20 protein-coding genes and 1 riboswitch are annotated in these 23,314 nt (G+C 42.9%); of the genes, 14 read left to right on the top strand and 6 right to left on the bottom strand.

Annotation, left to right across the window (positions count from 1 at the left end; genetic code table 11):
- Nucleotides 1-219: 219 nt before the first annotated feature.
- Nucleotides 220-951 (bottom strand): DUF554 domain-containing protein, encoded by a 732-nt coding sequence (locus tag KHM83_RS13340; protein WP_213237525.1) that lies wholly within the window; start codon nt 949-951, stop codon nt 220-222.
- 301 nt (nt 952-1,252) lie between these two features.
- Here KHM83_RS13340 and KHM83_RS13335 point away from each other — a divergent pair, with 301 nt between their 5' ends.
- On the top strand, nt 1,253-1,654 hold the full coding sequence (locus KHM83_RS13335) for a hypothetical protein (RefSeq protein ID WP_213237524.1): 402 nt from the start codon (nt 1,253-1,255) through the stop codon (nt 1,652-1,654).
- Nucleotides 1,655-2,081: 427 nt separating this feature from the next.
- Here the strand turns inward: KHM83_RS13335 and KHM83_RS13330 are convergent, their stop codons facing one another.
- Nucleotides 2,082-3,446: a Sapep family Mn(2+)-dependent dipeptidase gene (locus KHM83_RS13330; protein ID WP_213237523.1), complete on the bottom strand. Its 1,365-nt coding sequence runs from the start codon at nt 3,444-3,446 to the stop codon at nt 2,082-2,084.
- Between the two features lie 38 nt (nt 3,447-3,484).
- A complete protein-coding gene (locus KHM83_RS13325) occupies nt 3,485-4,003 on the bottom strand; it encodes a MarR family winged helix-turn-helix transcriptional regulator (protein ID WP_213237522.1) in 519 nt (172 codons plus the stop codon).
- A gap of 254 nt (nt 4,004-4,257) precedes the next feature.
- Here KHM83_RS13325 and KHM83_RS13320 point away from each other — a divergent pair, with 254 nt between their 5' ends.
- The 8 genes from KHM83_RS13320 (at nt 4,258) to KHM83_RS13285 (ending at nt 14,100) form a co-directional block, all read left to right on the top strand.
- The gene (locus tag KHM83_RS13320; RefSeq protein ID WP_213237521.1) at nt 4,258-5,436 is read left to right on the top strand and encodes a MalY/PatB family protein; all 1,179 of its coding nucleotides are present in this window, start codon (nt 4,258-4,260) and stop codon (nt 5,434-5,436) included.
- A 13-nt stretch (nt 5,437-5,449) separates the two neighbouring features.
- A complete protein-coding gene (locus KHM83_RS13315) occupies nt 5,450-7,012 on the top strand; it encodes an ABC transporter substrate-binding protein (RefSeq protein ID WP_213237520.1) in 1,563 nt (520 codons plus the stop codon).
- Nucleotides 7,013-7,112: 100 nt separating this feature from the next.
- Nucleotides 7,113-8,096 carry a nickel ABC transporter permease gene (gene nikB, locus KHM83_RS13310; protein ID WP_213237519.1) on the top strand — a complete coding sequence of 328 codons (984 nt, stop codon included), beginning with the start codon at nt 7,113-7,115 and terminating at the stop codon, nt 8,094-8,096.
- Nucleotides 8,093-8,977, top strand: coding sequence for a nickel transporter permease (gene nikC / locus KHM83_RS13305; RefSeq protein ID WP_213237518.1), 885 nt, complete (start codon nt 8,093-8,095; stop codon nt 8,975-8,977). The genes nikB and nikC overlap by 4 nt, the downstream gene beginning before the upstream one ends.
- A gap of 14 nt (nt 8,978-8,991) precedes the next feature.
- Nucleotides 8,992-9,978 carry an ABC transporter ATP-binding protein gene (locus KHM83_RS13300; protein WP_213237517.1) on the top strand — a complete coding sequence of 329 codons (987 nt, stop codon included), beginning with the start codon at nt 8,992-8,994 and terminating at the stop codon, nt 9,976-9,978.
- A gap of 1 nt (nt 9,979) precedes the next feature.
- On the top strand, nt 9,980-10,942 hold the full coding sequence (locus KHM83_RS13295) for an ABC transporter ATP-binding protein (protein WP_213237516.1): 963 nt from the start codon (nt 9,980-9,982) through the stop codon (nt 10,940-10,942).
- Nucleotides 10,943-11,122: 180 nt separating this feature from the next.
- A complete protein-coding gene (locus KHM83_RS13290) occupies nt 11,123-11,857 on the top strand; it encodes a gamma-glutamyl-gamma-aminobutyrate hydrolase family protein (RefSeq protein WP_213237515.1) in 735 nt (244 codons plus the stop codon).
- A gap of 302 nt (nt 11,858-12,159) precedes the next feature.
- Nucleotides 12,160-14,100 carry a GGDEF domain-containing protein gene (locus tag KHM83_RS13285; protein ID WP_213237514.1) on the top strand — a complete coding sequence of 647 codons (1,941 nt, stop codon included), beginning with the start codon at nt 12,160-12,162 and terminating at the stop codon, nt 14,098-14,100.
- A gap of 260 nt (nt 14,101-14,360) precedes the next feature.
- Here KHM83_RS13285 and KHM83_RS13280 read toward each other — a convergent pair whose 3' ends face one another.
- Nucleotides 14,361-15,017 carry a class I SAM-dependent methyltransferase gene (locus KHM83_RS13280; RefSeq protein WP_213237513.1) on the bottom strand — a complete coding sequence of 219 codons (657 nt, stop codon included), beginning with the start codon at nt 15,015-15,017 and terminating at the stop codon, nt 14,361-14,363.
- 9 nt (nt 15,018-15,026) lie between these two features.
- Nucleotides 15,027-15,557: a PadR family transcriptional regulator gene (locus tag KHM83_RS13275; protein ID WP_213237512.1), complete on the bottom strand. Its 531-nt coding sequence runs from the start codon at nt 15,555-15,557 to the stop codon at nt 15,027-15,029.
- Between the two features lie 229 nt (nt 15,558-15,786).
- Here KHM83_RS13275 and KHM83_RS13270 point away from each other — a divergent pair, with 229 nt between their 5' ends.
- Together KHM83_RS13270 and KHM83_RS13265 are read left to right on the top strand one after the other, a co-directional pair.
- Nucleotides 15,787-16,548 carry a SanA/YdcF family protein gene (locus KHM83_RS13270; protein ID WP_213237511.1) on the top strand — a complete coding sequence of 254 codons (762 nt, stop codon included), beginning with the start codon at nt 15,787-15,789 and terminating at the stop codon, nt 16,546-16,548.
- A gap of 54 nt (nt 16,549-16,602) precedes the next feature.
- Nucleotides 16,603-17,085, top strand: a complete 483-nt coding sequence (locus KHM83_RS13265) for a hypothetical protein (RefSeq protein ID WP_213237510.1) — start codon at nt 16,603-16,605, stop codon at nt 17,083-17,085.
- Between the two features lie 183 nt (nt 17,086-17,268).
- Here KHM83_RS13265 and KHM83_RS13260 read toward each other — a convergent pair whose 3' ends face one another.
- Nucleotides 17,269-18,609, bottom strand: a complete 1,341-nt coding sequence (locus KHM83_RS13260; protein WP_213237509.1) for a carbohydrate-binding domain-containing protein — start codon at nt 18,607-18,609, stop codon at nt 17,269-17,271.
- A 227-nt stretch (nt 18,610-18,836) separates the two neighbouring features.
- Nucleotides 18,837-19,006: riboswitch (cobalamin riboswitch) on the top strand.
- Between the two features lie 111 nt (nt 19,007-19,117).
- Between KHM83_RS13260 and KHM83_RS13255 the strand changes: the two genes are divergently transcribed.
- The 3 genes from KHM83_RS13255 to KHM83_RS13245 all read left to right on the top strand — a co-directional run bounded on the left by KHM83_RS13255 (nt 19,118) and on the right by KHM83_RS13245 (nt 22,989).
- Nucleotides 19,118-21,250 (top strand): ribonucleoside triphosphate reductase, encoded by a 2,133-nt coding sequence (locus tag KHM83_RS13255; RefSeq protein WP_213237508.1) that lies wholly within the window; start codon nt 19,118-19,120, stop codon nt 21,248-21,250.
- Between the two features lie 4 nt (nt 21,251-21,254).
- The gene (locus KHM83_RS13250; RefSeq protein WP_213237507.1) at nt 21,255-21,725 is read left to right on the top strand and encodes a 4Fe-4S cluster-binding domain-containing protein; all 471 of its coding nucleotides are present in this window, start codon (nt 21,255-21,257) and stop codon (nt 21,723-21,725) included.
- 439 nt (nt 21,726-22,164) lie between these two features.
- The gene (locus KHM83_RS13245) at nt 22,165-22,989 is read left to right on the top strand and encodes a MerR family transcriptional regulator (protein WP_213237506.1); all 825 of its coding nucleotides are present in this window, start codon (nt 22,165-22,167) and stop codon (nt 22,987-22,989) included.
- The last annotated feature ends 325 nt before the right edge of the window (nt 22,990-23,314 follow it).

Raw genomic sequence — 23,314 nt, 5'->3', positions numbered from 1 at the left:
TTCTAAGAATCCCCCTACTGAATTGTGCTTGAAATTGTGAATGAAAAGTGATAATAAAGGAAAAGTAAAAATGGCCTCTAGCAATCGTTTTTGCCGTATCGAAAAGAGAAAGCAAAAAAGGTGTTAGGGGTCATTTTGCGATATTGATCTGACCGCTTCATTTAAACTGTTTCTTGAATAGTGCTAATGGTGGCAAGCGGCTGACGAATAAAATTTCAGTTAACCGAGCAGCGGCATGACAAAATCTGTCCAAAGCCATGTGATCGGCATGATGATAATCATGGCCGGTATCATATCTGCAATGGGGAAATCTTTAATATTTGCCATTCGAAAACCTGTCGCAATGAGCAAAAAACCACCGCATGCTTTAAAATTTAAAATCATATCAGGTGTAGTGAGTGGAAAGATCATCTGGGCACTAAGGCTTAAAGCACCAAAAATAATGAGTTGGGGAATGGCAATAAATGAAACCACCCAACCAAGATTGCATGCAAAAATAGCTGCAGTAAAAAAGTCTAAAATTGATTTAGAAATTAAAATAGTGCTATCACCTGTCATACCAGCATCAATCGAACCGTAGATTCCCGTACTGCTGGCGCAGAACAGAACGATTACCGTTACCAGTGTTGACATAAATGCTTCATGGCTTAAATCTGAATGATGTCCTTCAAATAAGCGCGTGATAGGTTTTTGCATGAGAACTGCACCTTGATGAATCCATTTTCCAAGTCTGAATTTTAAGCCGATTGCCGTACCAAGAACGACGGAAAGAATAACGGCTGGCATTTGTGTCATCAAGACAATGGCGCTAATGCCCATTCCCATGGCACAGACACCAAAAACTAATGTCAGCATTGCTTTAAATTCGCTAGAAAATCGCTTTCCCGCAAGTGTTCCGACAACGCCGCCAATCAATACAGATAAGACATTGATAATAATTCCTATTGGCATATAGCGTCTCCTCTCGTTTTAAAAATATAAAATGTCAATTGATAATGTCCCTTTTGTGGGTATTTAAACAATTCACATTCCTTATAAAGTATAAACTAAATCAACAAATGTTCCAAGAAGGAACGAAAAATAAATAAAAATATGCGCGGCATTGACCAAGGTGCCAATTAAAAAGGCCGTCCAATAACTTGATCGCAAGCGGCTCATCAAACATTGGGTACGCTTCTAAATCAAGGCAGGCTATGCTATACTGAGAGTGAACTGTGAAATGCATGATGCTCGACGTAAAGGAGTGATGATCATGTCAAAAAAAATAATGTTTTTTTTAGCCGGCATATTATTACTGACGATTATACTCTTGACGATTCAACCTTGGTATCAAAAGCCATTTAAAGATATTGAGGCGGCAGATATAGAATCTGCAACGGTTCAGTTGATACCGCCGGATGTTACACTGACATTGGATGAAGAGGTGGTCAATACGTTAGTCGAATTGCTGCATACCGTTGAGATTGGCCGTGAAGATGATACCTATTTTGAATTGGTTGGTCAGTCTGTAATCTACACGATAACGATGACCGATGGCACGATTCTTAATATCAATGCTGTCAATCCCTATATCGGTATTAATGGTGTTGGTTATTTGTGTAGAGGGGATGCTAGCGATGCACTTGGCAGACTGGGCAATCGCATTCGTCAATAAGAAAGAAACAGTGCCTTTTTATAAAAGCGATATTATGAGTACATGGTCATAAGTACAGGCGCTATATTCACAATGCGATTTTTATAAAACAATGAGAAACAGACGGTTCAAACTAAAAAACGAATTAGAATCAAGAATATAAAATTAGAGAACCCCCCAAAAAAAGGCTGCAATTGAGAAACACCCTAGCGAAACGTCTCCTATTTGACGCGGAAGCTAAGGTGTTTTTTTGTGCGTGAATACTTTTGACTGACTATGTATCGTCTTAGCGGACACGGCGGAAACCGTGTCCGCTTTTGACGACAAACAATCAGATATTGAATGGGTACAGGAAAGTTCATGAACATGAATGATGAAAGGCTTGACACACTAGAAGGGGAAACGATGTAAAGCTTTCTTTCACTGACCAATTCGATGAAAGACGAAATTATAAAGTGCAGTTTTGAAGGGCTTCGATAACGTCAATATATATTTTTGAAGCTTGTCGGATTTCTTCGATTTCAATATATTCATTTTCTTTGTGACACCCATGGTCGATCATCTCGCCGGCAAGCTGTGGCCCGAATGCGACGAAATTTGGCATCGAGCGTGCATAGGTGCTACCGCCAATAGACATGGTTTTATCAGTTCTGCCAGTACTCTTTTCGTAAGAAGCCATTAGGGTCTTGACGAGTGGATGATCTTCAGCGTAATTGAGCGGCAGTTTATGGCTGCTAATGGTCATTGTCGCATTATAAAGAGCCAGTTTGGCTGCAATTTGTTTAATCAGCTGCTCGCCGTCGGCTGTGACGGGATATCGAATATCAGTAACGATTCTAAAAGAACCGTCTTCTAATTTTTCTAAAACGCCTAGATTTAACGACAATGAACCAGATTCGACATCAGTATAGTCAATCCCGAAACCTTCACCCGTCAGCGAATCGCCAAAGAGGTCACAAACCAAATCAATGCAATTGCCTTTTAGAGCATTTTGACGAAGAAATTGCATTAAATGGATCCCTGCGTTGCGTCCAAGTTTAGGACTTGCACCATGCGCTGCGAGGCCAGTACACGTTACACTGACTGATTTTTCATTTTTAGTGATCGTGATATCGGGGTTGTTGCTAGGTGTTAATGCCACGGATTCTGGAAGAACGGCAATACTTTGTGCCAACACGACATTGGCACGGTCTCCGCCTTTAAGGGAAAGCAGTTTTGCATCGTCCATGCCAGCCGGGACGTTGATCTCAAATTGAAGGAGTCCCTTTTCAGCACGAATGAGCGGAAAGGCAGCATCGGGAACAAACCCAAATGTAGGCCATTCACATTTTTCCTTATAATAAGCAATGCTTTCCCATGTTGTCTCTTCGTCGCAGCCAAAGATGACGCGAACTCTTTTTTGCCACTGAATCCCTTGATCCATCAAGGCACGGATTGTATAGAGAATGATTGCAGCAGCGTATTTATCATCGCATGTGCCGCGACCCCAAATACGGCCGTTTTTTATTTCACCGCCAAAAGGTGCGACTGTCCAGCCGTCTCCGACGGGAACGACATCGAGATGCACGAGAATGCCGATCATCTCTTCACCTTCGCCAACTTCTGCATAGCCGACGTAGTTATCAATATTTTCTGTTCGAAAACCGAGTGATTTTGCCTTGTCAAGTGTAAAGGCGAGGCAGTCGGCAATGCCTTCGCCAAAGGGCATGCCGGGCTTGGCATCTGTACGAACACTTGGGATGCGTACGAGTTCTGAGGTGAATTGGACCATGTCATCTAAATAATTCTCAATTGCTGTCTGTAACACGTTCATAAAGTTACCTCCATCTTTTTGTCAATAAATACATTGCATTATTTGTCGCTATTTTTGTTGTTGCGCATACGCTTTTTTCGGCCAGCTTCCATGATGTTGTTATAGACGGCCAGTACTTTATAAAATGATTCGATTTCATCTTCCGTGCAATCGCGCAGCAAATAATTATAGGTTTTGGTAAGTGCATTAACATCGAATGCCTGATGTGCATTACAGAGCTGTTTGCCCTTCATGGTGACAAATATCTGTTTTTGCCTTGGTGATTGTTTGTCCGTTACACGTAGAACGTATTCATCGGCTACCAGTTTAGAAACCGTTTGTGAGATAGCACTTTTAGTGTAATTAAACATTTCAGCCAGACCCGTCGTCGTTATGCCGGGGTTTGCGTCAATTGCGGCTAGTGTATGTACTTCCGTCATGGAGATGACGGCGCCTGTCCCATAGTCGCGAGGCGTATCCTCGTAATCGGAAAACAGATCGACGAACCGATATAGGATTTCCGATTTAGCTACTAAATCATCAACGCTAATGTGAATTGAAGTTAAATTTGTGTTCAAATGTAACACCCCTTATTCTTGTTTTATCAAATATTCTATATGCTAATCATTTCATGTTATCATAGGAATGTCAATATCTAAGATGTAAATAATTGAAAATTGCCAAAGTGTTTTTTTTCAAAATGGAACTGAATGATATTTTAAGCAATTGTAATAAAATTCGGAATTTATTATTGACATCCTGTTTTTGAAGCAGTATATTTAGTTTATAAGTTAAGCGGCTTAACTATCAATGAATAGTGAGGTAACAAAATATGAAGTACAACTTTGATCAACTCATTTCCAGACATGACACCAATGCAGTAAAAATTGATCTCCACGAGGAAGAAATACGGGACGGCGCGTTGTCGCTGTGGGTTGCTGATATGGATTTTTCGTGTGCAGAACCAATTATTGAAGCGCTGCATCAGAGAATTGACCGAAAGATATTCGGTTATACACGCATTAGCGGTGTCTGCAAAGAGGCGCTGATAGGGTGGTTTGATCGCAGATATCAATGGCGTATCAACAGTGATGACATTATTTTTTCACCAGGGGTCGTATCGGCAATTGGGTTACTCATTAATCTTATGACAGAACCGGATGATGGGATTATTGTTCAAAATCCCGTGTATTATCCGTTTTATTCAAAAATCGAAAAAAATGGTCGACGGATTGTCTATAATCAATTGTTGTATGCGGAAGGGCGCTACGAAATTGATTTTGAAGATCTAGATCGTAAACTGGCAGACCCCAAAAATAAGGGGATCATCTTTTGCAGTCCGCATAATCCCGTTGGGCGCGTGTGGCGGGAAGATGAACTGAAACAGTTGGTTTCTGTGTGTAAAAAATACAATAAGTGGATTATATGTGATGAAATACACTGTGACTTAACGCGTGTGGGGGTTACACATACACCGATTTTAAAAGCGTGCCCGGATTATGCGGAAAACATAGTAGCCTGCGTAGCGCCAAGCAAGTCCTTTAATCTTGCTGGCATGCAACTTTCTGGGATTATCATACCAAATGCAGATTTACGGGAGCAGTGGAAAGTGAAATATAAAGACGGCATGGAAATTATTCCGGGCAATCCGTTTAGTATGGTCGCTTTTACAACGGCTTACAATGAATGTGAAGACTGGCTTGATCAGTTAAGGGGTTATTTAGATTCAAATATTGATTTCGTCATTGATTTTGTGAAAAGGGAAATGCCAAAAGCACATGTCATTTACCCTGAGGGTACCTATTTGGTCTGGATCGATTTAAACGCATATTGCAGCGATTATAAAGAATTAGAAAATCTAGTTCGATACAAAGCGAAAGTAATTCTAGACGAAGGTTTTATCTTCGGCAATGGAGGGGAATGCTTCGAACGCATTAATGTCGCAAGTCCGAAAAGTGTTATTGAGGACTGTATGTATCGCATTAGAGATGCTGTGGTAGCGGATAAATAAAAGGGAGGATAAAATGATGAAGAAATTGCGTAGATTGCTGGCACTGGTACTGACAGTTGCAATGATACTGTCAATCACAGCTTGCGGCAATGGAAAAGAAGCAGAAACAAACACAGCTTCAACAGGATCAAGTTCAAATGCAGATGCATCTGCACCTGCAAAGGATACGCTGGTTGTCGTCACGAGAAGTGAAGCGACAAACCTTGATCCGCACAACAACACGTCACTGTCTTCGTTTATGGTTGAAAGAGCCATTTATGACAGATTGGTCGACAAAGATGAAAACGGTTTTATTGTACCGTGTGCAGCCACTGAATGGGAAATTGTCGATGATACGACTATTCGTTTTCACTTAAGAGACGATATCTATTTCCACAATGGTGAAAAACTGACAGCGGAGGATGTTAAATACTCGATTGCCCGTGCTGAAAAAGAAGCAGGCAGCCGTACATTCTTCAAGTTTTTTGACGGTGCCAACACAGAAGTCATCGATGATACAACGATTGACATCAAAGTCTACGAACCGTTTGCACCAGTTTTCAATTATCTTTCATCTGCAAGGGGCAGCATCGTCTGTGCTTCTGCGATGGAAAGCATGGGTTCAGATGCATACGGCAGGAATCCGATTGGCAGCGGCCCGCTTAAGTTCACAGAATGGGTTGCAGGCGACCATATAGAGTTAGCGCGCAATGATGATTACTGGGGTGACAAGGTTGCGTATAAAGATCTCATTTTCCGCGTCATTGGTGAAGATGCAAGCCGTGCCATTGAACTAGAGAGTGGCGGCGCCGATATTTCGCTCTATATTGCACAGCAAGATATCAGCTCGCTGGAAAGCAATCCGGAAACAGAAGTTATCAGTGTACCAAGTTATGCGACGGTTAGCGTGGCCTTTAACTCAGTTAAATTTGATTATCTTCAAGATGTTCGCGTCCGTAAGGCGCTGGCAATGGCACTCGATCGAGAAGGGATTGTCGAAGCGGTTTACCATGGATCAGCTACTGTTGCAGATTCTGTCTATTCCTCAGTAATTCCATACCATACGTCAAATGAAATCGTTTCATATGATCCAGAAGCAGCCAAAGCATTACTGGAAGAAGCGGGTTTCGATTTTAGTCAGCCGATAAAACTCGTCACAATGGGTTCTGCATCAGCGGTTGCCATTAGTGAAATTGTTCAAAATATGTGGGAATCTATCGGCTTAAGTGTTGAAACAAGCATTCTCGACTGGGCTGTTTTTAGTCAGACGATGGCTGATCCTGGTTTGCCGGTTATTATCCTTGATTCAAATGCATCTTCTGGTGACCCGGATCATGGCTTCTACAACTGGACTTGGACAGAGGCGGGGGTTCATAATGATCCGCTGATTACAGAGCTTTTGGAAAAAGGAAAACAAACATATAAAGATGATGATCGTGCGAAAATCTACGCAGAACTTCAAGAAGTATGTATTGACTACTATGGCTTAGTTCCAATTGCATTCACTGATTCAACGTTTGGTATTCGTTCAAATGTAAAAGGATTTATTCCGGATTCAGGTAATGTTCTGGATTTAACAAAGATCCATTTTGAATAGGCAAGAATCCTTTCAATGACTGAATGAAACGTACACAGCCATTGCCGCTGTATAATTCGGCGGCAATGGCTTATCAATTGCAAGGGAAGGAGCTATTGATATGCATAAATATATTTTCAAGCGGGTACTCATGATGATTCCAGTACTGCTTGGTGTATCGCTCATTATTTTTACGCTTTTATATATTACGCCTGGAGATCCGGCAAGGCAAATTTTAGGACCGGATGCCAGTCCGGAAGCCGTTGAAGCGTTGCGAGAAGAGTTAGGTCTAAACGATTCCTTTGGTGTGCGCTATGCTAATTTTGTCATCGGTGCATTACATGGAGACTTAGGCATTTCCTACACGACGCGATTACCTGTTGCAACAGAGATTTTTTCAAGATTTCCAACGACATTTGTCTATGCATTGCTTTGTACCATTGTATCAATGATTATAGGCATCCCACTTGGCATTATATCGGCGACAAAACAATATTCCATCTTCGACAATGCGGCGACGACATTTGCACTATTAGGTGTTTCCATGCCGACATTCTGGTTAGGACTTATGCTGATTTTACTTTTTTCCGTTCGTCTTGACTGGCTTCCGGCATCGGGGTTTTATGGACCTCAATACTGGATTTTGCCGGCAATGACAATCGGCATGAACTCTTCTGCTTATATTATGCGAATGACGCGCTCATCAATGCTTGAAGTTATTCGACAGGATTATATTCGAACAGCCCGTGCCAAAGGTCAAACAGAATATAAAATCGTCGTCAAACATGCATTGAAAAATGCACTGATTCCAATTATTACAGTTGTGGGCATCAACTTTGGACGGTCATTGGGCGGTGCAATTGTCACGGAACAGATTTTTGCTATTCCGGGACTTGGCAAGATGATGGTCGAGGCAATCAGTGCCAGAAACTATCCGGTCGTACAGGGCGGCGTCCTGTTTATCGCAGTGGCGACCAGTGTTGTCAATCTTTTGGTCGATATTCTATATGCTTACATTGATCCACGGCTGAGTTCTCAGTATCAGTCAGGCAAAAAGAAAAAGGCGCTACAAGCCAGCGAAGTGACAGGAGGGACTGCTAAATGAGCACGATGAGCGTTAGTGCAGCGAAAAAAATACCAAAAAAGAAAAGTCGTTTTGCAGAAACTTCCAGGCTCTTCGCCAAGAATAGACTTGCTGTTATCGGCTTAATTGTACTGATTTTATTGGCACTGGTTGCTATTTTCAGTAATCAGATTGCACCTTATGGCGAGGATGAGCAAAATCTTCGCAATACGCTGCAGACACCGAGTGCTGAACACATCATGGGAACCGATAATCTCGGCAGGGATGTGTTTAGCCGCATTGTTTACGGATCGCGCATATCACTTGTCGTCGGTTTTATTTCCGTCGGCATTGGTCTTGCCATTGGCGGCGGCCTCGGTGCCATTGCCGGCTATTTTGGCGGCAGAAGCGATAATATTATCATGCGTGTCTTTGACATGATGATGGCGATTCCCAGTATGATTCTCGCGATTGCGATCTGCGCAGCACTTGGACCAGGCATGTTGAACACCATGATTGCCGTGGGCTTCAGTACGGTTCCAAATTATGCGAGGGTTGTTCGATCGGCCGTTTTAACGGTAAAACAACAAGAGTTTATTGAAGCAGCACATGCAACGGGTTCAAGTAATGTTCGTATTATTCTGAAACACATTTTGCCAAACTGCTTAGCACCGATTATTGTTCAAGCGTCACTTGGCGTAGCAGGTGCGATTCTTTCAGCAGCAAGTATGAGCTTTATTGGACTTGGCGTTCAACCGCCAACGGCCGAATGGGGCGGCATGCTCTCAGCAGGCCGTACGTATGTACGTAATCAGCCGCATCTGGTTTTATTCCCCGGAATTGCCATTATGATGACTATCTTTTCTTTAAACTTAGTTGGGGATGGTTTGCGCGATGCGCTTGACCCAAGACTGAAGAGATAGTAAAGGAGAAAAGAATGAAACTGCTAGAAATCAAAGATTTGACAATACATTATGTGCTGGACGAAGATACGGTTGAAGCAGTCAACCATATTGATCTGGCACTTGAAAAAGGAGAGGCACTTGGCTTGGTAGGCGAGACGGGTGCCGGCAAGACGACAACGGCACTTGGTATTCTCGGATTGATCCCAGATCCTCCGGGTAAAGTGATTAGCGGTGAGATTATCTTTGAAGAGGAAAATCTGCTCACCAAATCTGCTGGACAGATGCGGAAAATAAGAGGTGAAAAGATCTCAATGGTGTTTCAGGATCCCATGACAGCACTGAATCCTGTGTTGACGGTAGGAGACCAAATTAGTGAGGTCATTAAACTCCACCAGAATATCCCCATTGCAGAGGCGACGGCACGTGCCTGCCAAATGCTGGAGATGGTTGGTATTCCAGCAGAACGCATTAACGAATATCCGCATCAGTTTTCTGGTGGGATGAAACAACGGGTTGTTATCGCCATTGCACTAGCCTGCAATCCGACGCTGTTGATTGCCGATGAACCGACGACGGCACTGGATGTTACCATTCAGGCGCAAGTTATTGACATGATTCGTGATCTTCGAGCGAAAATCGGGACGTCCATGCTGCTGATTACACATGATTTAGGTGTTGTCGCAGATATTTGTGATAAAGTTGCCATCATCTATGCAGGCGAAATCGTCGAATACGGCAATCTTACGCATATCTATAATGAAACGGCACATCCTTATACAAAGGGGCTCTTCGGCTCATTGCCGCGCTTAGATATTATGGTCAATCGACTCAACCCTATTCCGGGTATTATGCCGGATCCAACTGATTTGCCGCAGGGATGCAGCTTTGCACCACGTTGTTTAAACAAATGCGATCGATGTGATATTGAACCGCCTCAAAACCATGAGATCAGTCCGGGGCATATCGTGCGATGCCATCTATATGCCGAGGATGCGGATGATTGCAGGGAGGTGAAATAGCATGAAGCCATTATTGGAAGTTAAAAATTTAAAAAAGTACTTTTCGACACCCGCTGGTCAGCTTCATGCCGTTGATGATGTTACCTTTAATATCTTGCCCGGTGAAACACTGGGGGTCGTCGGTGAATCCGGGTGTGGCAAGTCGACGCTTGGGCGTGTTATTCTCAACCTGCTGCCTGCAACAGATGGCGAAATCTATTTTGAAGATGAACCCATTGTTGGCGTCAAGCGCGATAAACTGATGCAGCTTCGCAGAAATATTCAAATCATCTTTCAGGATCCGTTTTCTTCACTTGATCCGAGAATGACGGTTTCTGAACTGATCTCTGAACCGCTTGAAACGTTTAAAATTTACAAGAGCAAAAGCGAACGCATAAAAAAAGTCGAGTCGCTTATGGATACGGTTGGATTGGCAGCACGGCTTTACAATACGTATCCCCATGAACTGGACGGCGGCAGACGTCAACGGATCGGCATTGCGCGTGCACTGGCACTGGATCCGAAATTTATCGTGTGTGATGAGCCGGTTTCTGCGCTGGATGTGTCAATACAAGCTCAAATTCTAAACTTAATGCAGGATATTCAAGCTGAAAAGGGGTTAACGTATATTTTTATCACGCATAACCTCTCGGTCGTCAAGCATATTTCCAATGATATCTTGGTGATGTACCTTGGTAAGATGATGGAAAAAAGTGAGGCAGAGGATTTGTTCAACAATACACTACATCCTTATTCAAAGGCTTTGCTCTCGGCTATTCCAGATCCGTCCATTGACAATAGGAGGAAGCGTATTTTGCTGAAAGGCGAATTGACGTCACCGATCAATCCTAAACCGGGGTGCCGCTTTGCCGTAAGGTGTCCTTATGCAAAGCAGCAGTGTTTTGAAGTGGAACCGGAACTTGAGGAAGTACTGCCAAAACATTTTGTCGCATGCCATTTAACACGTGAAATTAATCAGCTGTAAGACGCGTGCGATGTCAAACGGAGCATGACGAAATAGGCATGAAGTGATGAAAGTGTGCAAGACGAATTAGCACATCATGAAATTAAAATAGCACATGATGAAATAACGCATGACGAAATAACGCATGACGAAATGGCGTAAAACGCATACAATGACGAACGAAAATAGGAGGATTAGAATATGAAACCAGTCATCTTAGTAACCTCTACATGGCTGCCGCATCCATGGAACAATAAACCGGCTTATATCGTGGGGAAGGATTATATGGAAGCGGTTGTCGCAGGCGGTGGTATTCCCGTACTCGCCGGTACTGCGAAATTGGCGGAAGCTTATGCTGAAATGGCAGACGGCCTGATTATTACAGGCGGTGAAGGGCCACATCCGCGATATTATGGCGAAACAGTTTCTTCAATGGCCGAAAATGATCTTAAGAATATGCGTGTGATGAGCTCAGAATTCAATCCTGCACGTGATGAAATGGAAATTGCTATTTTAGAAGCCTTTATCAAGTTAAAAAAACCGGTTCTCGGCATATGCAGAGGCCATCAATTGATTAGCGTTTGCACGGGTGGAAAGGTTAAACTCAACTTTGCAAAGAATGACGGCGTCGAGCATCAAGGTGGTGTTACCCATGAAATCGAAGTTGAGCAGGATTCTGTTTTGGGCAAAGTCTTTGGTACAAAATTCATGATTAACAGTTTCCATTATGCGAAAGTTGCTTCTGTCAGTGATGAATGGCGCGTAACAGGCTATTCACCGGATGGTGTGATTGAAGCGATTGAACACAAGACACTGCCGATGCTCGGCGTTCAATTTCACGCTGAGAGAATGTGTGGCGAGGATCGTTATCCAGTATTGGGCCCGGATTCAAAACCATTTTTTGAACATTTTATTGCCATGTGTACCCGTAAGTAATAAAATTTTTTGTAAAACAGCATAATGCCAAATCAGCATAAAAAAACCAGTATCCCTTATTTAGGTTAACGAAGTAGGAGACTGGTTTTTTTGCTGCTTAAAAAAGATACTATTATCTAAACGGCTTCTTGCGTGCTTTTACCAGATGTACATGCTTATTTTCAGGCAACAGGTGTATATATATAAATATGGCTAGCGTGTGCTTTCATGCGGCTTAAAGAATATTATTAAAAAATGGCGAGAGGCAAAAGGCTATTATTTCGTCAATGGGGTTGCATTGCGTTAAAAGGTGGCGGCATTGAATGAAGAGAATACGTATTTTCACAATGTTGGGGCTAGTGGTTGCCAGCATCATGATTGGGTTTTATTATGCATCAATCGAACATGAAACGTATGTTGTCGATGGCGTGATTGATGTTCAGAAAGCTTTGACAGATGAGACGATCATTGTGCTGGATGGTCAGTGGCACTTTTACTGGCAGGCACTATTGACGCCGAGTGATTTTAAAGAAGACCGCGATAAACAAGCGGTTAGTATTCGAGTTCCCGGAACATGGGGAAAACAGAATGATCTGGATGTACACGGCTATGGTACTTATCGTCTAATCCTTCGAAACCTTGATACAGCACAGCGTTATGGATTGATTAAAAAGAATATTCGCATGGCCTCCAAGATCTATATTGACGGTGAACTGGCAATGACAGACGGCATGCCGGCAACAAATTGGGAAAATGAAATAATGGGTAATGTTCCGGAAGTCATTTACTTTAAACCAAAACAATCGACGGCTGAAATCATTATTCAGGTCTCAAATTTCAAATACTACAGCGGCGGGATTGTTGAATCACTTCAATTCGGGCATCTGGATACAATTGTACAAATGCATCGACAGAGCGTTATTTTTGAAATGGCGATTTTTACAGCGCTTAATGTCATTGGCATCGTTTTGTCAGTGCTCGTGATTTCTTTTAAAGACTTTCGAAAAAGGGAACCGGCGGGTTATCTATTACCTGTGGCGGTAGTGACGTTTGCAATAGTCAATGGTACACTGAGTGAGCGGCTTTTGATGATTTTCTTTGGTAATCTTTCGACAGAACTATTGATTAGAATCGAATATATTGCCATCAGCCTACTGTTTATATCACTCTTTACGGTGATTCATTTATTGGATGCGAAATTGCTTTCGAAAAATGCAACACTTCTTTTAACGGGAGTTTATGCGATTTTAGGTGTCGTCATGCTCTTTAATACGATGACTTATCCCTTTATCTGGACTTTCATTAGTGCGTTGACGGCGATTGTTCTGCCGATCGTACTCCTAAGTGTCGTCACGCGTTTTTTATTAGATGATCATTTAAATATCGATTCTGGTGAGCTCGTCTTAGTGATTGTCATTTTATTCTTAAGCAATGTTTACAATCTGGATGTACTAATGTTTACACTGGGCTATAAGAAGAACATGAATCTCGCCATGGCTGCTGCGGCAGTTTATGGCCTCACATGGTTCGTTCTCATTGCCGTAAGGGTTTATAAAGCGCATTTAACGTTGCAGGAAACAGAAATGACCCTTCAAGTTACCAACGATGAGCTAGAAGTGCATCGCAATGAGATATTGGCGGCTTATGAACACTTGGAAATCGTTGTTCAGGAACGAACACAAGATCTGACAAAAGCGAACGCACAATTGTTGATTGAAATTGAACAGCGGCAATTAAATGAAGCTAAAATCGAAAAACTGGCGTTCTACGATCAATTGACAGGCATTCCGAACAGGCGCTATTTTTACGACTATATAGATAAAGTGATAGCCAATGCGCTTCGGTATCAGTCTGTCTTTACGCTTCTCTTTTTAGATCTTGATGGTTTTAAGTGGATTAATGACACCTTTGGACACGATAATGGCGACAAAATGCTTCAAGCGGTTGCCGAACGCTTGCAAATAATGGTACGCGGCGGTGATTTTGTTGCCAGACTCGGCGGCGATGAATTCGTTATGTTAATTAATCAGACTGAAGATAAAGTGGCGGTTGCGCATATCTGTGATAAGATTTTGGCTGGTGTCGCTAAACCGATTGAAGCCGACGGCAACAGTATGACAACGGGTGTTAGCATTGGGGTGGCTTCTTTTCCAAGTGATGGCAAGACGCGGATTATGCTGGTAAAAAGGGCTGATCAAGCCATGTATCAAGCGAAAAAAAACGGCAAGAATCAGTATGCGTTTGCAACTGATGATGCCGAATAGGCAATGCAAGATAAAGTTATGTCAAACAGACATATAATGAATGCTATAAAATAGAGCTGTTAGTCTTTCAATAACGAAGTCAAGATTCAAGGAAGCTACAGACATCACTCCATCTAATAAATTAATTATACATGTAAATGTATAATTGCTGATAGCTTTAAAGGTTATAGGTCGTCCTTTAAAACCTAAAGACATTGTATAAGGAAAGTGTGTCAACTGAAAAATGTACTCGAATAAGTGGGGCGATTCATTTGATCAACTTATTGCCAGCCAGTAACGGTAAGTCCGAAGAAAGCCTTTTGGACAGAAAAATGCTTAAGCGTTGATTTGGATAAAAGTGATTCTAATTCATCCGTGGTATATGCGGCATTTAATGAAGTGAGATAGCCTGGCCGTATGGCTTTAGGTTTTGTAATGGCGTAAATGCCCCATTTCAGAAGTGGATTGACATCACGCCGCATATCAGAAATGCAGAATTTTCCGCCGGGCTTTAAGACACGGGCGATTTCGTTAAAAACGGCAATTGGATCTTCCCATTCGTGAAGTGAGCCGTTTGAAAAGACGTTGTCAAAAGTCTCAGCTTCAAAGGGCATTGTCATGCCGGTGCCCTTAACATAAGCAGTTCGCGTTTCAAAGCCGTATTCGGCAGCGTTTTTTTGAGCAAGTTTCAGCATATCAGGACTGATTTCACAGCCGGTGACCATGGTGTCATCGGTTTTTTTGAGCCATTCTAAACCGACATAACCCGGACCGGGTCCAATTTCAAGGGCGTGTCCTTTTGTCATGCCGATCTTTAATAGGTTGTCGATTTCATGCCAACCTCTGTCGCGCATTGTCTTTGCAAATTGATCATAAATTTCAACGGTGACTTCGCCCTGTATGCCTTCATTGGTTTCGATGATTCTTGGCTTTGCCATAAATGCCTCCTATAGTGTTAAAGTCTTTTGGGTTTCACGAGCCCAATTCAGCTCAGCTTCATAATGATGAATGTGATGACTAAAAATAATAGTGACCATTGCAGAAAATGATTCCGGAACATAAGTTAATGTCTCATCCCGATGGTGACGCAAGTAATGGAGCGTTGATGACAATGTATCAATATAAGTCGCCAATTGCGATGCAATCAATGTCTCATCCATATAATCAGAGAAATATAATAAACCGTCTGATTCAAATGTTGGTCGATATTGAAAATCCAGCAGTGTATGGAGCTGTGCCTTAAACGCAGCAATGCCTTCATCTGTAATCGTGTAAACTGTTTTGGCAGGTCGGCTGTCAGACTTTTCGGATTTGCCGACGATCAGGCCGTCCTTTGCCATTTTTTCCAAGTGATAATAGAGTGTCGGGAGCTTGATTTGTGTGAAATCAGCGAGTTGTTCAGCGATTAATTTTTTGAGCTGATAACCGTGCTGCGGGCCAAATCGCTGTAGTAACCCAAGAATATAGAGTGGGATCATTATAGTCATCCTTTCTAATGAATTATACTCAGTGCTGACTATAATTATACTCAGTGCTGAGTATATGTCAAGTAGCTTTACAATCATTTAACAACAGTATGATTCAAAAAACAGGGCTTTGAACGCATGGCAATCATTATAAAATACGGTATAATGATGGTGATGCAAAATTGCTTTGCTCAGGTGATGCTTAACCGCATAAAAAACAACGTAAGGATGAAGGTTTAAATTGAAGAAAAAATTTTTAAAAACAGATAATCAATCGACGAAAGAAGAACTTTTAATAGATGTTACAGAAGTGAGCCATAAAAGCAAACCTATGAAAAGGCGTTTGTTTAAGACCGTTTTTTTAGTTTTGATGCTATTGGTCATTTTGGTTTCTGGTTGCAATCTGCTCGTACTGGCTAGTGCGGCAGATCAAATTTACACAGGCGTGGATGATGTGCCCAATACACAAGCGATCATTATTTTAGGGGCATCTGTTCACGGTGATCGGCTGTCCATGGTACTTGAAGACAGGACGCTTGCGGGTATAGCGCTATATCAGATGGATGATGACGCAAAGCTCTTGCTCTCCGGCGATCACGGAGAAAAATATTACGATGAAGTAAATGCAATGCGCAAATATATACTGGCCAATGCACCAGAGGTGGATGACAGGGCCATTTTTATGGATCATGCGGGGTTTGACACTTATGACAGCCTCTACAGGGCAAAACATATCTTCGGCGTCGATCAGGCAATTATTGTGACGCAGTCATTTCATATTAGCAGGGCAGTTTACATCGCCAAATCGCTGGGCATTGATGCGGTAGGCTATGCTGTGGATGAAACGAAATATAAGTGGATTTTACGTGCAAAATGGCAACTTCGTGAATGCTTGTCGCGTGTTAAAGCCGTGATGGATGTGGAGACAGGGGCATTGCCGAAATATGAGGGTGATCCGATTCCCATTTCTGGCGATGGACATGTGACGTGGGATCAGCAATAATGCACCAACGTTAATATTCAATGGTGATTAGGCATTTGAGGAGGCATGATGACAATGAAAAAAATAATGCAACTGTCAATTGTGACACTTGGGCTGTATTACCTTTATCGAGGGTTTGTCGAAGGCATACTGCATATAAGCGCTGTCTTTATTAAGGACAGTTTTGACTTAAATTGGTTTACAACAGTGCCAAATATACTGATGTTCGCACTGGGCTTGGTGCTCGTGGTGAAACCCACTGTCGTGATGAAGCATATAAAATGTGCTGATGAACTATTTAATCATCAATTCGATCATTTGGCAGTTGGGCAGTTGATTCTAAAAATGCTCAGTTTGCTGCTTATTACCAGTAATCTTCAAATAATAATGGCACAAGCGAGTGCAATTCCGTCATTTCTTGAAATGGGTTCAATGGGGGACATGGTTTCGCTGGCTTATGGACTTATTTGCGTTCGCGGCATCATGGTATGCCTTGGGATCATCGTCTTTTGGAAGGCCTATGAAATTGCCGGCATTATTTATAAGGTACGGCAGTAACGTGTAATAAAGATGATTGATGACATAAAAACCCGGCTGCATAGGTATGTTTTACCTTGCAGCCGGGTTTTAAAATCGACTGACAATATTGGAATGGTGCTACAAATTTCATCTGCAAATATCATTGTAGCACTTATCAGTTGGCCTCATCCGCAAAATGATAAGGGTTGATAATGCTTTTGGTTAAAGCGTATTGGATGGTGGCGCCATTGGTGTACGAGAGCGACCATCGGTAGGGGCATCGGTAGGGGCGCCTTCAGGACGAGTACCTTTGCCGCCACCGCCACCGCCGCGCTGAGCAGTCGGCAGTTCAGTGACGGTTTCGCCATTGACAGTGACGTCACCGCCGTTCAGGGTTGCCGACACATCGGCGTCAAATGCTGAATTAGCGGTTACAGCAATGGTGCCGCCATTGATGGTGATCGTACCGTTTGCATCAAAACCATCGGTATCGCCGGGGCCTACTTCGACATTGATATTGCCGCCGTTGACCTCTATGGCAACTGTATAATCGCTGTTGTCAGAGGCATTGATTCCGTCATCAGTTGCGTAGATATCAATGTTGCCGCCATTGATCCGAACAAAAGTTGCTTCGATTCCTTCTGTTGACGTGATGATGTCAATATCGCCGCCGTCTATCTGCATGATGCTGTTGGCCTGCATGCCGTCATCGGCAGCACTGATGGTAAAATTGCCGTTTTTGATATACATATAACCGAGATTGAGGTCGTCATCGTTTTCACTGTGAAAGGCATCTTTGCCTGTGTCAATGATAAAGATGCCGTCATAGATGCGAATGGAATCATTTGCTTCCACGGCGTCGAGGGCAGCGGCAATGGTGTAGGTACCGCCTGTTATCTTGAGGTCATCTTTTGAGGTGATGCCGTTTGCTGTGGCAGAACTGATTGTAACGCTGCCGGTACCGTTTAGCACCAAATCGGATTTTGAAAAGATAACGGCGTCGATGTTGGTATCGGTCGTATTGACATATTCACCTGTGACAGAGAGGGTGTTTTCGTCCGATACGAGGGCGATGAACACTTTGTCGGCGGATTCGATATTAATAGGTGCCGTATTTTCATTTGTAATACTGACGCCATCCAGTACCAACTGTACTTTTGCCTCGTCGTCTGCTTGAACAGTCACGGTGACGTTCTCAACATCACCACTGAGCACGTAGACGCCTTCTTCGAATATATTGACATCGTTGCCATCTGTTAGTGCAATGGCAACGGCTTTGCTCGTATCCGCGGTCTGTTCAAGGTCGCGATCTGAAAACATATTGTCGAGATCGAGGACGGCTTCAGCGCTGCCAGTCGTTTCACCGACATGGTTATTTAGATTATCGTCCGAATTGGCATTCTGAGATTCCGGAAGGAATTCAGAGCCTGTCTGTTCGGTATTGCCGGCTTGCGTGTCATCAATTGGACTGGTTGAGTTCACTGTTTCAGCGGCACTGCATCCTGCAAGAGATAGCATTAGGATGAATACCATAATCAGTTTTTTCGATTTTAAAGCTTTCATAGGGACTCCTTTTTAGTAGACTCTATTTTGTCTGAAGATTAACTTGCGGTTAACGCCTGTTTTCATTAGCATATCCTGTAAACCTTAAAATAACCTAAAATTTTATCAATTGGCGTTATTTTTAGCAGTTTTTTAAACGGTTACAGGCGAAATGCTGCCATTTGTGACAATGGACCTAGTGAATGCCCATTGACAACTACATATAGTGTGAGTACAATAGATTCATACATTATATTGAGTTTGCAGGTCGAAATGTTAAAAGGGAAGGAAGTGAAAATCTTCCACAGCCCCCGCTACTGTAAGTGTGATGAAAGCTGTGTGCCACTGTTGCGAGACGGGAAGGGCAGCGAGTAAGGGGACCACGAGTCAGGAGACCTGCCTGCAGACGCAGCGTTAATCTTCGGTGGGAAGAATGCTTTGTGTGATTCGTTTAAACACAGACACTGCCAGCGCGCAGTGTTTTTTATGTCATTCTATAGGCTCACACAGAAAGGAAAGGGGTCAACATATGATTTTGCAAGTGATTAAGAGAGAAGGCCAAAATGAAGTTTACAATGCCAATAAGATAGAGGGTGCAATGGCAAAGGCCTTTCGTGAGACGGGGGTAACGCCGACACACACTTTGTCGTTTCTCGTTGCTGAAACGGTAAAACGCTTGGATAAGCCAATTGTCCACATTGAAGCGATCCAGGATGCCGTTGAACAGACGCTGATGGCTTATGGCTACTATGCTGTGGCAAAAGCGTACATTCTATATCGCGAAGAGCATGCCAAAAGCCGTCTGGGCATTGATCACTACATTAATAAAATAGATGAATACATGGATAAAATCGACTGGCGGGTCACAGAAAATTCCAATGCGCATTACAGTTACGGTGCGCTGAACAAATACATTTCAGAAATGCAGTCGCGGGATTACTGGTTGCATCGCGTCTATCCTTCACATATTGCCAATGCTTATAAGAGCGGTGATTTTCATATTCATGACCTCGGTGCCCTCACGGTTTACTGCTGTGGTTATTCGTTGATGGATATTATTCGTAAAGGCGTTAAGGGTATTAGCAATATCCCTAGTTCAAAGCCCGCAAAGCACTTTGGCAGTCTGCTGGCGCAAGTTGCCAATCTGACGACCATTTATCAAAATGAGATCGCCGGCGCTGTGGCGTTTAGTTCTTTTGATACCCTGACGGCGCCTTTTGTCAAAGAAGATAATCTTTCTTATACAGAAGTGAAACAGGAGATGCAGAGCTTTATCTTCCAAATTAATTCCAACAGCAGAGGTGGTGCGGAGCCCGCTTTCTCAAACCTGACATTTGACCTCATGGTACCAAGTGACATGGCCAATACCCCTGCTATCATCGCCGGTAAACCGCTTGATTACAATTATGATGCCTGTCAGGCTGAAATGGACATGATTAACAAAGCCTTTTATGAAGTAATGCTGGAAGGCGACGCCAATGGTGCCGTTCACAGCTATCCGATTCCAACATACAACATTCATAAAGCCTTTGACTGGGATCGTGAAAACGAAAAACTGCTCTGGGAAATGACGGGGAAATACGGTATTCCATATTTTGCGAACTTCATTAATTCGGACATGAAGCCGGAAGATGCCAGAAGCATGTGCTGTCGTCTGAGATTGGATAAGCGGGAACTCGTGAAACGCAACGGCGGACTCTTCGGCTCAGGGGAAAAAACGGGTTCAATCGGTGTTGTGACGCTCAATTTGCCGCGGTATGCTTATGAAGCGAAAACAAAGGAAGCTTTTTTTGAAATACTAGACCGAAACATGCTGCTTGCAAAAGAATCGCTGGTGATCAAACGCAAATTTTTAAAGCAGCAGCTTGATCGTGGCCTTTTGCCGGCTTTTATGGAATATGTAGGCACGCTGGATAATCACTTCAGCACCATTGGTTATGTCGGTGCCAATGAGATGTGTGAGAATTTACTTGGTGAAGGCATTGATACCGAGGCGGGCTATGCCTTTACGTATGAAGTGCTGGAATATATGCGTGATCGCATGCGCGATTTTCAGGAGGAAACCGGTGACCTTTTCAATTTAGAGGCGACACCTGCTGAAAGCACGGCGTATAAACTGGCGACTACAGACCGCAAAATTTACAAGGATATTAAAACTCAAGGCGAATCAGTGCCTTACTACACCAACAGCTGTCACATGCCTGTGAAAAAAGTGAAAGACATCCACAGCTTATATGATCATCAGCATAAACTGCAAGCACTTCACACTGGCGGTACGGTTATTCACAATTACCTTGAAACATCAATTTCCGGAGATAAAGCAAAGGCGATTATCAAGTATGTAACCGAAAATTTTGAAGCGCCATACACGTCGTTATCGCCTGTCTACAGCATCTGTGAAACACATGGCTTTATTCACGGCAACCAAGAAACATGTCCGCACTGCGGCGCGCCAGTGGAGAGCTATCAGCGCGTTACAGGTTATATTAGACCGGTTAGCCGCTTCAATGACGGCAAGAAAGCGGAGTTTAAAGACCGCAAACAAATTGATGCCGTTTCCGGACGACTTGACACGCGAACCGATCGCGTAAAAGATGCAGAGCCGTCACGGACACATACGATTAAGACAAATGATACGGCGCGTGTGAAAGTGAGGCCATAAAAAGATGGAAATCCGTTACAAAGGCATTGTTCACAACATATTAAATGATGCGCCCTTTATTGGCGCCGTGATTATTGCCAACGGTTGCAGCATGCCGTGTCCCGACTGTATCAATGAGCACTTAAAGGATGATTCACTGACGATGATGGCTTCGCCGGAAGCGATTATTCGGTCGGTTAGACGCAATGGACTCAATCAGGGAATTATTCTCTCGGGCCTTGAATGGACAGAGCAGTCAGGCGAAATGATTGCTTTGGTTCAGGCAGCGTTGGCTGCAAAACTGGAAGTCATTATCTATACTCATCATGATGAAGCGGCGTTTTTTAAGATCGCTCCAGAACTGGCGAAGCTGCCAATTTACGTGAAGTTTGGCCTTTACGATGCAGCACTTAAAAGTGATAATCATTATTCACACACGGTGAAACTGGCGACGACGAATCAGTACATTCGTTATTTAGGGTCGGCTGATGATTGATGCCGGATGATGTGTTGGTAAACATACGATTCGCAAAAGACGGCTCATGAAGCTAGCAGATCATAAAGATACTGAACATTAAAATGTAGATCAAAAAAGATGCAAATCGTGAAGATACAGATCGTGAAGATACAAATCATGAAGGTGCAGCTCAAGAAGATACAAATTATGAAATTATAGACCATGAAATTGTAGACCATGAAAATGTAAATTGTGAAGATTCAAATGATAAAGGGGTAGATCAATAAAATAACGATGATTAAACGATCTTTTGGAGACAATGTCTTGAATGGCATGACATTGTTTCGGAAGGTCGTTTTTTGTGCCTTTTAGGCGTGATTTTTTTGTTGAAAAAATTATTTTTTTGCCTTGACCCTCTCACTATGTGATACTCTATACTAAAATTGAGCTCAACCATACACATTCGCGAGGTGTAAAAATGTTAAAAATAGGTGATTTTTCAAAACTTTCAAGGATTAGCATTCGGATGCTACGGCATTATGATGAGATTGGACTGCTGAAACCAAAGCATATTGATGCCGGGAGCGGTTATCGATATTATGGTGAAGATCAGCTTACGGTGACAAATCGGATATCGGCATTGAGAGAGATGGGCTTTGGGCTTGCCACGATTGGCGATATTTTGACAACCTACAGTGATCCGGAAAGACTCATTGACTTTTTGACCGTCAAAGAGAGTGAAGTCAAAGCCGAGGCAGCAGTCATCGAACGCCGTTTGCGACGTCTTGAAACAACCATTGAGAGACTGAGAAAGGACGGAACCGTTATGAGTTATCAAGTAACCTTAAAAACACTGCCGGAACGTTATGTAGCAAGTGTACGAGAAGTGATTCCAACTTACGATCAAGAAGGGATGCTGTGGCAAAAAATGATGACAGAAGCAGGACCTCTAAATCTACAAATGAACAATCCATGCTATTCACTGGCGATTTTTCACGATGAAGCTTATAAAGAATCAGATGTAGATGTCGAGATTCAATTAGCGGTGGTGGGTGAATATGCGAATACAGCCAATGTGGTCTTTAAGAAAGAAGCGCCGATTCTCATGGCGTCGGCGACCTTCAATGGTTCATACGACAGCATCAGCGTGGTGAATGAGGCCGTTGCCAATTGGGTGAGCGACAACGGCTACGCCTTTGACGGTGCATCCTTCTGTATCTATCACGTCAGCCCCAATGAATCGCAAAATCCAGATGACTGGGTGACGGAAGTATGTTATCCGGTGCGGAAACCGGCCCTTTAGTGGCAATGCAAGCTTAAGGCGTATACATTATTTAAAGAACACCATCCACAATTTAAGATCAAAAGCCGTCTGTTAAAAAATAGGCGGCTTTTTCCTTTGAAAGGATGGATGAGCTTGCTTGTTAAGATGAACACGCTATGTAAAATACTTCAACAAATATTTCAACGAGATGAGTTCGAACAGGATAGCACTAGAACGTCTACTTCTATTATTTGGGGGAGACCTCTATCGCTTTTTTATGACATTTCGCTTACAAAAATGCCGCAGCTGTTTTAGTCCCCATAGAATATGCTAAGATGAATTAAAGGCTGTTTGAGGAGCTGTA

It is taken from the genome of Fusibacter paucivorans (genome assembly GCF_018390735.1).
GTDB lineage: Bacteria > Bacillota > Clostridia > Peptostreptococcales > Acidaminobacteraceae > Fusibacter > Fusibacter paucivorans.
This window is presented reverse-complemented; position numbering and strand designations above follow the sequence as displayed.